The following is a 14464-nucleotide window of genomic DNA, read 5'->3' as shown; positions in this document are numbered from 1 at the left end:
CCTCAAACCTTTTCGATGTCCGACTTGCCGAGCAGGCCGGTCGGGCGGAAGAGCAGGATCAGCACGAGCAGGCCGAACGCGACGACGTCCTTGTACTCGGCCGGCATGTAGCCTGCGGCGAAGGTTTCGGCAAGGCCCAGCAGCACGCCGCCGAGCATCGCGCCCGGGATGCTGCCGATCCCGCCCAGCACCGCGGCGGTGAACGCCTTGATGCCCGCGACGAAGCCGATGTACGGATTCAGCTTGCCGATCGTCAGCCCGATCAGCACGCCGCCGACGGCCGCCAGCATCGCGCCGAGCACGAACGTGAACGAGATCACGCGGTTCGTGTCGATGCCGAGCAGGTTCGCCATCTTCATGTCTTCAGCGCATGCGCGGCAGGCACGGCCCATCCGCGAATGCGAGATGAACAGCGTCAGCGCGATCATCAGCACGATCGTCACGCAGACGATCAAGAGACGCGCATACGGAATCGTCACGTCGTAGTCGCCGCCGAGATGGATGTCGAACGCGCCGGAGATCAGGATCGGCACGGATACGTCGCGCGCGCCCTGGCCGATCTGCACGTAGTTCTGCAGGAAGATCGACATGCCGATCGCGGAGATCAGCGGCACGAGGCGCGGGCCGCCGCGCAGCGGCCGATACGCGACGCGCTCGACCGCGAAGCCGTACAGGCCGGTGACGATCACCGACACGATCAGTGCGGCGCCGAGCACGAGCGGCAGCGGATAGCCGGCGGAGATGCCGATGGCGGTCAGGGTCACGAGGCCCACGTACGCGCCGATCATGTAGATCTCGCCGTGGGCGAAGTTGATCATGCCGATGATGCCGTAGACCATCGAGTAGCCGATGGCGATCAGCGCATAGATCGCACCCAGCGTCAGGCCGTTGACCAGCTGCTGGGCGAATTGAGGAAAGAAGTCAGTCATGTGCGGGAAGCTCCCGTTGGCGCTGGGTCGCGTGCCGTCGCCGGATCACGGCGTTCGGCCGCGCGCAACGCACGGTGTCGTCTCGGGCCGCCCGTTGGCCGTGCAACGGCCAAATGCGCACGCACCCTGCCCGGGTGACGGGCAGAGCGGGTGCGCGGGGCGGATACTCCGTTGTTACTTGGCGGCGGTCTTCGTCGCGTCCTTGTGCCACGTGTAGACGACGAACTTGAACGCCTTCAGGTCGCCCTGTGCGTCATACGCGACCTTGCCGATCGGCGTGTCGAACGTCGTCTTGTGCATGTACGCGGCGACCTTCGTCGGGTCCGTCGTCTTCGCGCCGGCAATTGCGTCGGCGATGATCTTCACCGCTGCGTACGACGGCATCTGGAACGGGCCGTTCGGGTCGCGCTTCTTGTCCGCGAAGGCCTTCACCAGCGCCGCGTTGGCCGGGTCGGCCGAGAAGTCGGCCGGCAGCGTGACCAGCATGCCTTCCGAAGCCGGGCCGGCGATCGCCGTCACGTCCTTGTTGCCCACGCCTTCAGGCCCCATGAACGTGGCCTTCACGCCCTGCTCGCGCGCCTGGCGCATCAGCAGGCCCATTTCCGGGTGGTAGCCGCCGAAGTAGACGAAATCGACGCCTTGCGACTTCAGCTTCGTGATGATCGCCGAGTAGTCCGAATCGCCGGCGTTGATGCCTTCGAACAGGACGACCGGAATCTTCGCGGCTTCGAGGTCCTTCTTCACCGACGACGCGATGCCCTGGCCGTACGACTGCTTGTCGTGCAGGACCGCGACCTTCTTCGGCTTCACGTTGTTGATGATGTAGTGCGCGGCGGCCGGGCCTTGCTGGTCGTCACGGCCGATCGTGCGGAAGATGAAGTGACGCTTCTTGCCTTCCGTCAGCTGCGGCGCGGTGGCCGACGGCGTGACCATCACGATGCCTTCGTTTTCGTAGATGTCGGATGCGGGGATCGTCGAACCCGAGCACACGTGGCCGATCACGTACTTGATCTTCTGGCTGACGATCTTGTTGGCGACGGCGACGGCCTGCTTCGGTTCGCATGCGTCGTCCATCTGCACGACTTCGAACTTGTTGCCGCCCGCACCGCCGGCCGCGTTGATCTGTTCGATCGCGGTCAGCGCGCCGGCCTTCACCATGTCGCCGTACTGGGCGACCGAGCCGCTCATCGGACCAGCGATGGCGATCTTCACGGTTTCCGCTTGCGCGGCGGCGGCGCCGGCGGCGAACAGCACGGCGGCGGCGGAAATGGACGTAAGACGGGACAGCGTCATCTGGGAGCTCCTCGATGTTGTTTAGTCATACGGGCAAAGGCGGCATGACTTGCGCAATCGAACAGCACCCGGGGCGAGGACATGGGACACGCCCGAGACACATGAAGACGGACCTGCGGATGGATGTTGCGTAGCGGGGCCCGGCTCTTGCAGTCCCCAACGGGGACGTCTGGTTCGGAAAGACATCGTGATGCGTCTTGCATTGCGCAAGCGTTTCGCCTGCCCCGCTTGCCAAATCGCTAGTTCGGAGGGATGGTCCGACAGCCGTTGGCAAGGCAGTCGAAATTATATGGGGGTTTTTAAATCGTCTGTCAAAAATGCCGCTTCTATGAGGGAAAACACGGAGAAACTTGGTTCGCGCGAGGTGGCGATTCGGGAGCAACCGAGATGGGCGGAGAACGTTTGCGGTGGGTGCAATTGGGTTGCGATTTTGAGTGAGTTGGTGGGCAGATTCCTTGCCGGGTGTGGGTTTCGGCGATTTGGTGTCACGCGTTGCCTGCTTCTTTGGATGCTTGGGGTCCGATCGTCGAAGATCAATCAACTGATGATTGTGTCGACGCGCACCGAGTCGGGGCGATGTATCTGTGCGGTCAATCCTTCTTTTTGCCGACATCGACCAGCACAACGAAAGCAGATTGTGATTTTCATGAAATAATTCGCGCTCGCTTCTGCAATCCAGCCAGCCTTCCTGCGAGTCGCCCCTCCGCGATTCGCAGTCGCTTCAGGGCCGCTTCGACGCTCACACGTCGCCGAGCCGCCAGCCAGTGATCTGCCGTTTTCTCTCGATACATGTCACCTGGTTCGGATCCCGATGAATCATCCTCTCCGTTTTTCTTCCGCCGCCGCGCTTGCCTGTGCGCTTTCCGTTTCCATTGCCGACGCTTCAGGCCGCGATTCGCTGGTCGATCGCCCGGGCAGTGCCAACGTGTTTCGTTCGGAACGTCGGGCCGGGACTACGCATGATGCGCGTGCGGCGCTCACGACGCGCCGCGCGAAGTACGCGGCGCCGGTTGAACGCAGTCCGTTCGATACGCCTGATACGCGGCCGTTGCGGGTTTCGGGCGATACGCTCGAGCCGCAGCCTTCGGTCGAACGCGAGCCCGGCGATTCTGTATGGCACTCGAATCGCGTCGCGCTCGGCGCGGGCGGCAGCGATAGCTTCGGTCGCGCGTTGCCACGACACGAACAGCGCGCGCTGAACTGGAATGAATATCTGAGGGCCAACGGGTCGCAAGCGCCCGGCGACAGGAATTCGTATGCGCCCACGCGACCTTTCGATGCCGCGCGCGGTCCGCACGGCGCGCCGAATCCGCACGATCCGTCAGTGCCGCAGCCGGAGACGCGGACGTTCTATGACAACGGCGCGGGTTCGCATTGCACGGCGACCGGCGGTGCGGGAACGTCGCGGTCGTCTTGCAATATTGCTTGGTGAGGCACGGGGCGATCGGCAGCGGCCTCACACAGCAAGTTGCGCAATCTCAGTCTGGTCACGCACGCAAAGCGCACGATGCGCATCGCCAAACGGCGACATCGCGCTAAAGCCGCCTCACCTCGGCGAAACCACAATCGCCGCCCGCCGATTCTGCATTCTCCCGGCTGGCGTCCGGTTATCCCCCACCGGATCGCTCTTCCCCTTCCCCACGATCGCAATCCGCTTCCTGTCCAGCCCGACGTCCACAAGCTCGATCGCCACCACCTCTGCCCGCCGCCGGGACAACTCGAGATCGTAGGCAGCCTCCCCCTCCTCGTCGGAGTACCCGTACACCCGCACCCCGTTGATCCCCGCCGACCTCAACGTCCTGCCAATCCGCTCGACGATCCGCCTGACATCCGGCTTGAGGTTATACCGATCGAAATCGAACAGAATCGGCCCCGTCGACCCGAACTCGAACCCCTGCTGCGTCTCCTGGAACCCGGCCGACTTCAGCGCCGTGACCTGCGTCTGCGTGAGCCCCCGATGAAGCGGCGGCGTCTTGCATCCGCCAAGCAGCAGGCACAGAAGCACCGCGCTCGCGACGCACATTCGCCCAATGCTCACCGGCAACGAGTCATCCATGATCGCCCCCTTCGTACGCGCCCGCTTCGCGCGCGCTTATTATCCCGCCGCCGCGGCCTCGCCCACGGCGCGAAACGACAGACATCAAACCCGTCCCGCTACGCCCTCCGCCAGCTGCCACGACCCCGGCCGAGCACGCTTGGCGCGGTACATCGCGGCATCCGACGCGCGCAGCAAGCCGCTCGCGTCGGACGCATGATCGGGATACAGCGCAATACCGGCACTCATCATGGTGGCCACCATGCGCCCGTCGGACAGCTCGATCGACGGCACCATGCCGGACAAAATCTCGTCGGCGATCTGGCACACGCTGTCCGTATCGCGCACCGCCGTCAGCATCACCGCGAATTCATCGCCGCCCAGCCGCGCGACGAGATCGGTCTCGCGCACCTGCGCGCGCAACCGCGCCGCGATGCCGATCAGCACCGCGTCGCCCGCATCGTGGCCAAGACCGTCATTGATTTCCTTGAAGCGGTCGCAGTCGAGATACAGGACGGCAACCCGCTGCCCCGTCACCACGGCGTCGCAGAGGGCAACCGACAGACGCGACTCGAACTGCACGCGGTTGGGCAGCTCCGTGAGCGCATCGTGCGTCGCCTTGTGTTCGAGCGACGCGTTTTCGTCGCGCAGCGTGTTCTGCCAGTCTTCGAATTCGTCGAGCAATGCATTGAAGTCGTCGCCAAGCTGATTCAGTTCGGCGATCGCCACCGGCTCGACGCGACGCGCGAACGCACGCTCGCGGCGCGCGGCGTGCGCGACGTCGGCCAGCGCGCGCAGCGGCGCAACGATGTTGCGCAACAGACGCTTGGAGCTGACATACGCGCCGATCACGCTGACTGCCAGACAACCGAGAATGCCGCCGATGCCACCGATCAGGAACCCGAAGAACTGGTGCCCCCGGCCACGCACGATGACCTGGCCGATGACGACGCCGTCGTGCATCACCGCGGCGCTCACTGGCCCGGGAAGCGCCAGCGCGGCGACGCCGCGCTCGAGACGGGCGATCCGGCCTGCGGCGGGCAGTTTCCACGTCGCGAACAACTGGCCTTTGCCATCGGTGACGACCACCTGCGCGACGTCCTCGTCGTTGGCGATCGTCGCGATCGCCTCGTTCGCCGCGACACGGTCGCCGAACACGAGCGCTGCCTCGACCGTGTAACCGAGCGAGCGCGCCAGCAGGTTCAGGTTGTTGCCGGCGTACGCGCGCAACGCGATCACGGCGACGACGATCAGCGACACGGCGGCCATCGCGACCGCGACGAACGCAAGGCGCAAATGCGCGCGGCGCAACACGCTTTGCAGCGTCGAGCGCGATACACGTGAAGGCGAAATGGCGGGCCCCGAACGTGTCATGGCGTCAGCGTCCGCCGCGCGAGATTGAGCACGTTCGGATGCACGCGCACGCCACTGCGCGCGACGGCGTCGAGATTGATGTCGAACGTGACGCGTTCGCCTTCGACCGCGAGACAGAACATGCTGCCCGCGGTGCAGGACGGATCGTGTTCGGCGATGGTCAGCACCGGGCGGCCGACCAGCGCGGTCCTCACCCGCTTTCGCTCATCGTCCCCGAGCACGCCGAGATACACGACGTCGCATGCGACGCCGAGCGCGGGGTCGTCGAAGCGGACCCGCTGCACGTCGAGCACGGTCGAGCCGGCCTGTATCGTGCCGGTCAGGTCGCCCGCGTAGTCTGACCTGCCCGTCACGCACAGATGCAGGCGAACCGGCGTCGTCGGCCAGCGCGTGAAACTGATGATGCCGAGCACGACCTGGCGCACGGCGGAGTCGTGTGACGAAAAGGCGGGACTGGTGGGATTGACGGGTGTCGTGGTGGCGACGAGCCGCACCGTATCGATCGGCGCGTCGGCATCGCCAGGCGCCCCGGCGAGAACGGAGGGCGCGACGCTCAGAGCGCAAACGATTGCGATGCATGCGGGGCGCAACGTGGCGACTCGGCCGGACCGGCCGGATGCCTTCCGCGCGGCGATTACCGCCGCGCCCGCTGGCGTCGATGCGGCCGCATGATTCTCGGCCGCCGCGCACATACTCGCATCCATGATGGAAACATCTGCTGCAGTCGTTCCCGGCGCTGCCCCTTCCTGCCATGCGCGTGCCGGCACCGTATCACACGCACGATTGCTTCCATCTTAGGTAAATATTCGTATCCCAAACCAGTGGGATACACCCGCGATTCATGTCGGAAAGTATGCGGAATCGGTGCTGTTCGTGGCGATGCGACGCCGAAGGATTGGCCAGCGAACAGGACGAACGTGCGAGTCAAACTTCATACGTTCCGCAGGGGTGCGCCAGACCGGTTTCCCCACGCAACGATGCGACGCCGGTGGAAGTTGCCGCGCGATTCCGTCGCCGGACGCAACGAATCCGTCACGCGATGCTCGACACAACGACGTTTCATTCGCCCCCGGAACGCATACCCGTTCCCGTCCTTCACGGACATGGCGGGCTCAGACGAGCAGTCGGCAAATTCGATCGAAGCACCCCGACGCCAGATGCCCCCATCGCGCCGGACGAGGGAGCACGATTCGCGCATCACCGCGTTCGCGAGTATCCTTGCTGATCATTCGATTGCAGTTCCGCGCACCCGGCCGAAGCGCGCGTCGCCGACGCCGAGTGTCGATCATCAACCGTCTATCTCGTCTTCCCTCATGGACTTCGACGTAATCGTTCTGGGCGCGGGCATCGTCGGCGTCTCCGCCGCGCTGCACCTGCAGGATCGCGGCCGCAAGGTTGCCCTCGTCGACCGCGGCGCGCCCGGCGAAGGCACGAGCTTCGGCAACGCGGGGCTGATCGAGCGCTCGTCGATCGAACCGTATCCGTTCCCGCGCAGCCCGTTCACGCTGATGCGCTATGCGCTCAACCGCTCCACCGATCTCTATTGGCACAGCGCGTCGCTGCCCGCGTTCGCGCCGTGGCTCGCGCGTTTCTGGTGGGAATCGGCGCCGCTGCGTCACGCGGCAGCCTCGCGCGACATGCTGCCGCTGATCGAGCGCTGCATCGTCGAGCACGACGCACTGATCGCGCGCGCCGGCGCCGGGGAACTGGTGCGCGCCAACGGCTGGATGGAAGCGTTCCGCACGCCCGCCGCGTTCGAGCGCGCGGTCGCCGATGCGGGACTCACCGCGCGCCGCCACGGGCTCGGCATCACACCGCTCGATGCCGCGGCACTTCGCGCACGGGAGCCGAGCCTCGCTGCAGGCTTCTGCGGCGCGCTGCACTGGCTCGATCCGAAAAGCGTCGTCGATCCGTCCGCGCTCGTCAAAACCTACGCGCAACTCTTCGTGCAAGGCGGCGGCACGCTGCTCACCGGCGATGCCGCGAGCCTGGAGGCGCTGTCGCCCGGCTGGCAGGTCACGACGGACGACGGCAAGATCGCCGCGCCGGCCGTCGTCGTCGCGCTCGGCCCGTGGTCCGACACGGTGTTCGGCAAGTTCGGCTACAAGATTCCGCTGCGCGAGAAGCGCGGCTACCACATGCACTACGCGCCGTCCGAACGCGGCGCGCCGTCGGCGCCGATCGTCGATCGCGAATACGGCTACGTGATCGCGCCGATGCGGCGCGGACTGCGGCTGACCACCGGCGTCGAGATCGCGCGGCGCGGCCTGCCGCCGACGGGCGTGCAGCTCGATCGCGCGGAACGCGTCGCGCGCCCGGTGTTCGGCTTCGGCGAGCGGCTCGACCCGCACCCGTGGCTCGGCTTCCGGCCGTGCACGCCCGACATGCGGCCGGTGATCGGCCCCGCACCGGCGCATCGCGGGATGTGGTTCTCGTTCGGGCACAACCATCACGGGTTGACGCTCGGCCCCGTCTCCGGCCGCCTGCTGGCCGAGATGATGACCGGCGAGACGCCGTTCACCGATCCGACGCCCTACCGCGCCGACCGCTTCTGATGCCGATCGCCCGCGCTCAGTCGAGGGCGCGGCCGAAGATCCGGATCACTTCGTCGAGATGCTCGGCCATCGCGCGGCGCGCGGCCTCCGGGTCGCGCGCGCGGATTGCATCGAGGATCGCGCGGTGTTCGAGCTCCGAGCGATGCGGCATGTCGTTCGGCATGTACAGCGACTGCAGCCGCTGGAACATCAGGTCGTACTTGTGCGCGAGCAGTTGCTTGATCATCAGCGCATACGCGGGGTTGTCGCTCGCTTCCGCGATACGGATATGGAACAGCCGATCGCCCGGATGCGTGAGCGACCCGCTACGGTTGTCTTCCTGGTTGCGCAGGAACGCCTCGTGAATCCCCTCGATCTGCGCGTCCGAGCCGTGTTTCGCGGCGAGCGACGCGGCTTCCGGCTCGATCAGCCGGCGCGCCTGCAACAACGCGAACGGCGGGATTTCGGTATCGAGGTCGACAGCGATACCGAGCTCCGGATCGACCTCGACGATCGAGAACGGCGCGACCGTCGTGTCGATCCGCGGTTGCGGTGCGGTGGCCGCCTCGGGTTGGCGCACCTTCACGCCGTCGCCGACGCGCACGCTGACGAGACCGTTCACCTCGAGCGCGATCAACGCCTCGCGCACCGATGTGCGCGACACGCCGAACTGCTCGGCCAGTTCGCGCTCGGGCGGGAGGTAACTGCCCGGCGGGAAGTCGCCCGACTCGATCATCGCGCTGAGCTTGTCGGCGATCTGCTGGTAGAGGCGGCGGTTCTGAATCGGCTGGATGGACATACGTTGATACAGGTAAGCGGTTGCGTTGCGGACGGTCTGACGAATGCCGCACCAGACTGATCGCGCCTATTCTATATGCCGGGCTTCATATCGTCCGGCACCGCATAGCACCGCGCGGCCGTACCGCCCCACAACGCGTCGCGCTCGGCCGCCGACAACCGCGCTTGTGCCCAGCGCTCGACCAGCGACGCCACTTCGTCGTACGACGCCGCGAGCAGACACACGGGCCAGTCCGAACCGAACATCAGCCGCTGCGGGCCAAACGCGTCGAGCGCCGCATCCAGGCATAGTTCGATGTGGCGGATGTCCTGCCCGCGCAGGCCGCGCCGCCAGTCCGTCTCGGTCACGAGCCCCGACAGCTTGCACACGACGTGCGGCATCGCACCCAGTTCGCGCAACGCCGCGCGCCAACGTGCGAGTGCGGTGTCGTCGCGGTCGAACTCGGCGAGCGCGGGCTTGCCTGCGTGATCGAGCACGAGCCAGTGCGCATCGTTGCGCGCACAGAACGCGCGCACGTCGCGCAACTGACGTTCGAACACGAGCACGTCGTACACGTAACCGTTCGCCTGCAGCCATGCGACACCGCGATTGAACGCGGGATCCGCGACGAACGCGCCGACGTCGGCCTCGTCCTGCAGCAGGTGACGAAAGCCGCGCAGCTTCGGGCTGCGCCATTCCGCGATACGCTCGGCGAGCGCCGGCGCAGCGAGGTCCTCCCAGCCGACCACCGCCGCGATGCGCGCTTCGTCGTGGGCCAGATCGAGCAGGAATGCCGTCTCGTCGCGTCCGACGCGCGCCTGCACCGCGATCGACGCACCGAACGCCTGCGCACGCATCTGCGGCCACAGCGCGTCGGGCATGTAATCGCGGGCGAGCACACCCATTCCGGCGCCGATCCATGGAAATTCGGCCGCGCGGTAACGCCAGAAGTGCTGATGAGAATCGATGCGCACTGCGCTCATGGTGTCCTCGCCGTTCGCCGTCGTCCGCCGTGTCAGGTCACGTCACGTTCAGTCGTACAGCACCGCCGTGATTTTCGGGTCGTCGATGTTGGTCTTGTCGTACCAGTAGAAACCGGTATCGATGACCTTCGGCAGCTTCTCGCCCTTGATCGCCTTCACGGCCGCCTCGACGGTCTTGTAGCCGATCCCGACAGGATTCTGCGTGATCGCGCCGGCCATGATCCCGCTGCGGATCGCATCCTTCTGCTGCTTGCCGGAATCGTATCCGATGATCACGACCTTGCGCTTCATCTCGCGCACGCCGTTCACCACGCCGATCGCCGAGCCTTCGTTGGTGCCGAAAACGCCCTTGAGCTTCGGGTACGCCTGCAGGATCGACTTCGTCACTTCGGTCGACTTCAGCTGGTCGCCCTCGCCGTACTGCACGGTCACGATCCGCACCTTCGGGTGCGCCGATTTCATCCGTTCGAGAAAACCGTCGCGGCGATCGATGCCGGTGCGGCTCGTCTGGTCGTGCGCGACCACGGCCACCTCGCCCTCGTCGCCGATCAGCGCGGCGAGCTTGTCGGCGGCGAGCGCGGCGGCGGCCTTGTTGTTGGTCGCGGCGGTCGTCACCGGGATGTCGCTGTCGACGCCCGAGTCGAACGCGATGACCGGGATCTTCTCGGCCTGCGCCTTCTTCAGGAGCGGTAACGCGGCCTTGCTGTCGAGCGCCGCGAAGCCGAGCGCCGCCGGCTTCTTCGCGATCGCGGCGGACAGCATGTCGATCTGCTTGTCGACCATCGCCTCGGTTTCGGGGCCTTCGAACGTCACCTTCACCTTGTAGTCCTTCGCTGCCTGCATCGCGCCCGCCTTCACGGCCTGCCAGAACTGATGCTGGAAGCCCTTCGAAATCAGCGGGATGTAGGTTTCCTGCGCCTGCGCGCCGGCCGTCACGCCAACGGCGAACGCCAGTCCGACGATCGCGTTCAACACCTTGCTCCTGATCACTTCGCGTCTCCTTGGTTGGTATCGACTGAAATGCCGGACGGGCCGGCGGTGAAGCACATGTGTGTTCGTGCGTGCGTCAGCGGCGCCGCCGGCGCAGGATGTCCACGTAGACGGCGAGGATGATGATCACGCCCGTGACGACCGTCTGCCATTCCTGCGCGACCGACATGATGCGCAGGCCGTTGGTCAGCACGCTCATGATGAACGCGCCGATGATGGTGCCGACGATGCTGCCCGCGCCGCCCGACAGCGACGTGCCGCCGATCACGACTGCCGCGATCGCATCGAGCTCGTAGCCCTGTCCGAGCGCGGGCTGCGCGGAATTCAGCCGCGACGCGATCAGGAGCCCGGCGATCCCGCACACCGCGCCGCTGAACGTATAGACGGCGATCTTCCACGCGTCGACGTTCACGCCGGACAGCCGCAGCGCTTCCTCGTTGCTGCCGAGCGCGAACGTGTAGCGGCCGAAGATGGTCCGGTTCAGCACGATCGACGCGCCGACCGCGACGAGGAACAGGATCAGCACCGCGTTCGGAATCGGCAGCGCGGGAATCAGACTGCCGATCAGCGAATCCTGCGCAATCGACGTGAAGCCCGGCGTGTCGTTGAAGTAGATCGGCCGCGTGCCCGAGATCACGAGCGACAGCCCCTTGAGCAGCATCATCATCCCGAGCGTCGCGATGAACGGCGGCACCTTCATCTTCGCGATCACGAAACCCGACACACTGCCCGACAACGCGCCGAAGCACAGCGCGGCCAGAATCCCGAGCGGCAGCGGCATGCCCCAGTTCGTCAGCACGACGCCGGCCATCACCGCGCAGAACGTCATCAGGGTGCCGACCGACAGGTCGATGCCCGACGAGATGATCACGTAGGTACACGCGACCGCCAGCACGCCGTTCACGGCGGTGGCCTGCAGGATCGTCACGAGGTTGTCGACTTCGAGGAAGTTCGACGACGCGAAGCTGAAGAACACGATCAGCAGCACGAGGCTCGCGAACGCGAGCAGCTTCTGCCGCGCGGCCGGGTTGAAGAAGCGCGACTTCAGGCTCGATGCGGCGGCCGGCGTGTCGCCGGAAGCCAGCGGCGGGACGGGATGCGTATCGTTGGACATGGTCGGTAGGCGTATGAATCGGCGTCCGAATCAGGACAAAACGGTCGACTCGCGCTGCGTTGCGAGCTGCATGATCTTTTCCTGCGTGGCGTCGGCCGCGCGCAATTCGCCGGTCACGCGCCCTTCGCACATCACGAGAATCCGGTGGCTCATGCGCAGCACCTCGGGCAACTCCGACGAGATCATCACGATCGCCTTGCCGTCGGCGGCGAGCGCGTCGAGCAGCTTGTAGATCTCGCTTTTCGCGCCGACGTCGATGCCGCGCGTCGGCTCGTCGAAGAACAGGATGTCGCAGTCGCGCAGCAGCCACTTCGCGATCACGATCTTCTGCTGGTTGCCGCCCGACAGGAGGCGCGCCGGCTGCGCGACCGACGGCGTGCGGATCGCGAGCTGCCGCACGTACGACTGCGCGGTGTCCCGCATCCCGCGCGCATCGAGGAACATGCCGCGGCGTACGAAGCGCTGCATGCTCGACAGCGCGATGTTGTTCTGCACGTCCATCCCGAGCGCGAGCCCGAAGTGCTTGCGGTCCTCCGACAGATAACCGATCCCGTGCGCGACCGCGTCGGCCGGCGTGCGGATCGTCACGGTCTTGCCGTGCACGCGAATCTCGCCCGCGTCGACCGGGTCCGCGCCGAACACCGCGCGCGCGACCTCGGTGCGGCCCGCACCCATCAGCCCCGCGAAGCCGAGAATCTCGCCGCGCCGCACCGTGAAGCCGACGTCGCGGATCGCGCGGCCGCGCGACAGCCCGCGCACCTCGAGCGCGACCTCGTTGACCGACGTATCGGGCGGCGTGCGGAACGTCGTATCGAGCTGGCGACCGACCATCATCGCGATGATCGCGTCCATCGACGTATCCGCCATCGGCACGGTCGCGACGTACTTGCCGTCGCGCATCACCGTCACGCGATCGGCGATCTGGCGCAGCTCGTCCATCTTGTGCGAGATGTAGACGATGCCGACGCCGTGCGCGCGCAGGTCGCCGATGATGCGGAACAGCTCGGCGATCTCCGCGTTGTTCAGCGCGGCGGTCGGCTCGTCCATGATCAGCACGCGCGAGTCGAACGACAGCGCCTTCGCGATCTCGACCATCTGCTGCTTCGCGACCGTCAGCCGGCCGACCGGCGTACGCGGATCGAGATCGAGCCGCATCCGTTGAAAGATCGCGGCCGCGTCACGGTTGAGCGTGTCCTCGTCGACGAACACGCCCAAGCGGCCGCGCGGCTCGCGCCCGATGAAGATGTTCTGCGCGACGCTCAGGTGGTTCATCAGGTTCAGCTCCTGATGGATGATGCCGATGCCGAGCGCCTGCGCGGCGCGCGGATCGTCGATCTCCACCGCGCGGCCGTCCATCCGGATCTCGCCTTCGTCCTTCTGATAAACACCCGCGAGAATCTTCATCAACGTCGACTTGCCGGCGCCGTTCTCGCCCATCAGCGCGTGGACTTCGCCGGCATGCAGGTCGAACCGGCAATCGTCGAGCGCCTGCACGCCAGGGAAGCGCTTGCCGATGCCTGTCAGCGCAATCAGCGCGGCGGGTGCGGCGGTCGGGTTCAGATCGAGTTGCATGGCTCGATGGTCTCAGCCGATCGCGCGATCGAGATGCGTATAGCCGCCGTCGACGAACAGCCACTGGCCCGTCGTGTGCGACGCGCGCGCCGACAGCAGGAACACGGCCGTGTCGGCGATCTCGTCGGCGGTCGTGAAGCGCTTGCCGAGCGGCACCTTGCCGGCGATTTCCGCGAGCTTCGCTTCGGGGTCGTCGAAACCGGCGATCCAGGTCTGGTAGAGCGGCGTCATCACCTCGGCCGGAATCACGGCGTTCACGCGCACGCCGTTGTCGCGCAGTGCGACGGCCCATTCGCGCGTCAGCGCGAGTTGCGCGCCCTTCGATGCGCAATAGCCGCTCGTGTTGCCCTGCCCGGTGACGGCCGTCTTCGACGAGATGTTGACGATCGCGCCGCGCGTCGCCTTCAAGTGCGGCACGCAGTAATGCGCCATCACGTAGTAGTGGATCAGGTTGCGTTGGAGCGATGCGACGAACGCGTCGCGCCCGGCGTCGAGCCCGACGCTGTCGTTGATGCCCGCGTTGTTGACGAGGCCGTCGATGCGGCCGAAGCGCGCGATGGTTTGCGCGACCGCGTCGCGGCATTGCGCGTCGTCCTGCAGTTCGACGGACACGCACGCGGCGCGCGGCTGTTGCTGCGTGAGGGCGCGCCAGAAGCCGTCGTCCGGCGTGTGGCGCGCGAATACCACCGGAATCGCGCCTTCGCCGGCCAGCCGCATCGAGATCGCGGCGCCGATGCCCGATGCGCCGCCGGTCACGATCACGATCTTGTCTTGCAGATTCAAATCCACTTCGCGTCTCCGTCATTCATGTTGTCGCCGCGCGGGCCGCGCGCGGTGCATCGCGCGTCGTCGTGCTGCGTGC

The 14464-nt window shown here is 66.2% G+C and carries 12 protein-coding genes; 1 reads left to right on the top strand and 11 read right to left on the bottom strand.

Features of this window, described 5'->3' with window-relative positions; genetic code table 11:
- Positions 1 to 2: 2 nt before the first annotated feature.
- The 5 genes from livH to DIE08_RS04720 form a co-directional block, all read right to left on the bottom strand.
- Positions 3 to 929, bottom strand: a complete 927-nt coding sequence (gene livH, locus DIE08_RS04745) for a high-affinity branched-chain amino acid ABC transporter permease LivH (protein WP_124622061.1) — start codon at positions 927 to 929, stop codon at positions 3 to 5.
- 174 nt (positions 930 to 1103) lie between these two features.
- The gene (locus DIE08_RS04740) at positions 1104 to 2222 is read right to left on the bottom strand and encodes a branched-chain amino acid ABC transporter substrate-binding protein (RefSeq protein ID WP_059534285.1); all 1119 of its coding nucleotides are present in this window, start codon (positions 2220 to 2222) and stop codon (positions 1104 to 1106) included.
- 1546 nt (positions 2223 to 3768) lie between these two features.
- A complete protein-coding gene (locus DIE08_RS04730) occupies positions 3769 to 4278 on the bottom strand; it encodes an OmpA family protein (RefSeq protein ID WP_124622066.1) in 510 nt (169 codons plus the stop codon).
- A gap of 84 nt (positions 4279 to 4362) precedes the next feature.
- Positions 4363 to 5631: a diguanylate cyclase domain-containing protein gene (locus DIE08_RS04725; RefSeq protein WP_124901139.1), complete on the bottom strand. Its 1269-nt coding sequence runs from the start codon at positions 5629 to 5631 to the stop codon at positions 4363 to 4365.
- Positions 5628 to 6335, bottom strand: coding sequence for a YfiR family protein (locus tag DIE08_RS04720; protein ID WP_124901138.1), 708 nt, complete (start codon positions 6333 to 6335; stop codon positions 5628 to 5630). Before DIE08_RS04720 ends, DIE08_RS04725 begins: the two co-directional genes overlap by 4 nt.
- Before the next feature lie 609 nt (positions 6336 to 6944).
- Here DIE08_RS04720 and DIE08_RS04715 point away from each other — a divergent pair.
- Positions 6945 to 8186: an FAD-binding oxidoreductase gene (locus DIE08_RS04715; RefSeq protein ID WP_124901137.1), complete on the top strand. Its 1242-nt coding sequence runs from the start codon at positions 6945 to 6947 to the stop codon at positions 8184 to 8186.
- 16 nt (positions 8187 to 8202) lie between these two features.
- Here DIE08_RS04715 and DIE08_RS04710 read toward each other — a convergent pair whose 3' ends face one another.
- The 6 genes from DIE08_RS04710 to DIE08_RS04685 form a co-directional block, all read right to left on the bottom strand.
- Entirely contained in the window at positions 8203 to 8964 is a 762-nt protein-coding gene (locus tag DIE08_RS04710) for a FadR/GntR family transcriptional regulator (protein WP_124622074.1), read from the bottom strand.
- Positions 8965 to 9035: 71 nt separating this feature from the next.
- Positions 9036 to 9926 (bottom strand): amidohydrolase, encoded by an 891-nt coding sequence (locus tag DIE08_RS04705; RefSeq protein ID WP_124901136.1) that lies wholly within the window; start codon positions 9924 to 9926, stop codon positions 9036 to 9038.
- Between the two features lie 48 nt (positions 9927 to 9974).
- A complete protein-coding gene (locus tag DIE08_RS04700; RefSeq protein WP_059600212.1) occupies positions 9975 to 10916 on the bottom strand; it encodes an ABC transporter substrate-binding protein in 942 nt (313 codons plus the stop codon).
- A gap of 76 nt (positions 10917 to 10992) precedes the next feature.
- On the bottom strand, positions 10993 to 12030 hold the full coding sequence (locus DIE08_RS04695; protein ID WP_124901135.1) for an ABC transporter permease: 1038 nt from the start codon (positions 12028 to 12030) through the stop codon (positions 10993 to 10995).
- A 30-nt stretch (positions 12031 to 12060) separates the two neighbouring features.
- Positions 12061 to 13602, bottom strand: coding sequence for a sugar ABC transporter ATP-binding protein (locus DIE08_RS04690; protein ID WP_124901134.1), 1542 nt, complete (start codon positions 13600 to 13602; stop codon positions 12061 to 12063).
- A 12-nt stretch (positions 13603 to 13614) separates the two neighbouring features.
- Positions 13615 to 14391, bottom strand: coding sequence for an SDR family oxidoreductase (locus tag DIE08_RS04685; RefSeq protein WP_124901133.1), 777 nt, complete (start codon positions 14389 to 14391; stop codon positions 13615 to 13617).
- Between the last annotated feature and the right edge of the window lie 73 nt (positions 14392 to 14464).

It is taken from the genome of Burkholderia sp. Bp9004, from assembly GCF_003858025.1.
Taxonomy (GTDB): Bacteria; Pseudomonadota; Gammaproteobacteria; order Burkholderiales; family Burkholderiaceae; genus Burkholderia; species Burkholderia diffusa.
This window is presented reverse-complemented; position numbering and strand designations above follow the sequence as displayed.

Excerpts from the sequence above, each read along its gene's own strand:
- DIE08_RS04705 (WP_124901136.1), bottom strand. The coding sequence starts at position 9,926 with ATGAGCGCAGTGCGCATCGATTCTCATCAGCACTTCTGGCGTTACCGC.
- DIE08_RS04715 (WP_124901137.1), top strand. The coding sequence starts at position 6,945 with ATGGACTTCGACGTAATCGTTCTGGGCGCGGGCATCGTCGGCGTCTCC.
- DIE08_RS04730 (WP_124622066.1), bottom strand. The coding sequence starts at position 4,278 with ATGGATGACTCGTTGCCGGTGAGCATTGGGCGAATGTGCGTCGCGAGC.
- DIE08_RS04725 (WP_124901139.1), bottom strand. The coding sequence starts at position 5,631 with ATGACACGTTCGGGGCCCGCCATTTCGCCTTCACGTGTATCGCGCTCG.
- DIE08_RS04690 (WP_124901134.1), bottom strand. The coding sequence starts at position 13,602 with ATGCAACTCGATCTGAACCCGACCGCCGCACCCGCCGCGCTGATTGCG.
- DIE08_RS04740 (WP_059534285.1), bottom strand. The coding sequence starts at position 2,222 with ATGACGCTGTCCCGTCTTACGTCCATTTCCGCCGCCGCCGTGCTGTTC.
- DIE08_RS04710 (WP_124622074.1), bottom strand. The coding sequence starts at position 8,964 with ATGTCCATCCAGCCGATTCAGAACCGCCGCCTCTACCAGCAGATCGCC.
- DIE08_RS04720 (WP_124901138.1), bottom strand. The coding sequence starts at position 6,335 with ATGGATGCGAGTATGTGCGCGGCGGCCGAGAATCATGCGGCCGCATCG.
- livH (WP_124622061.1), bottom strand. The coding sequence starts at position 929 with ATGACTGACTTCTTTCCTCAATTCGCCCAGCAGCTGGTCAACGGCCTG.
- DIE08_RS04695 (WP_124901135.1), bottom strand. The coding sequence starts at position 12,030 with ATGTCCAACGATACGCATCCCGTCCCGCCGCTGGCTTCCGGCGACACG.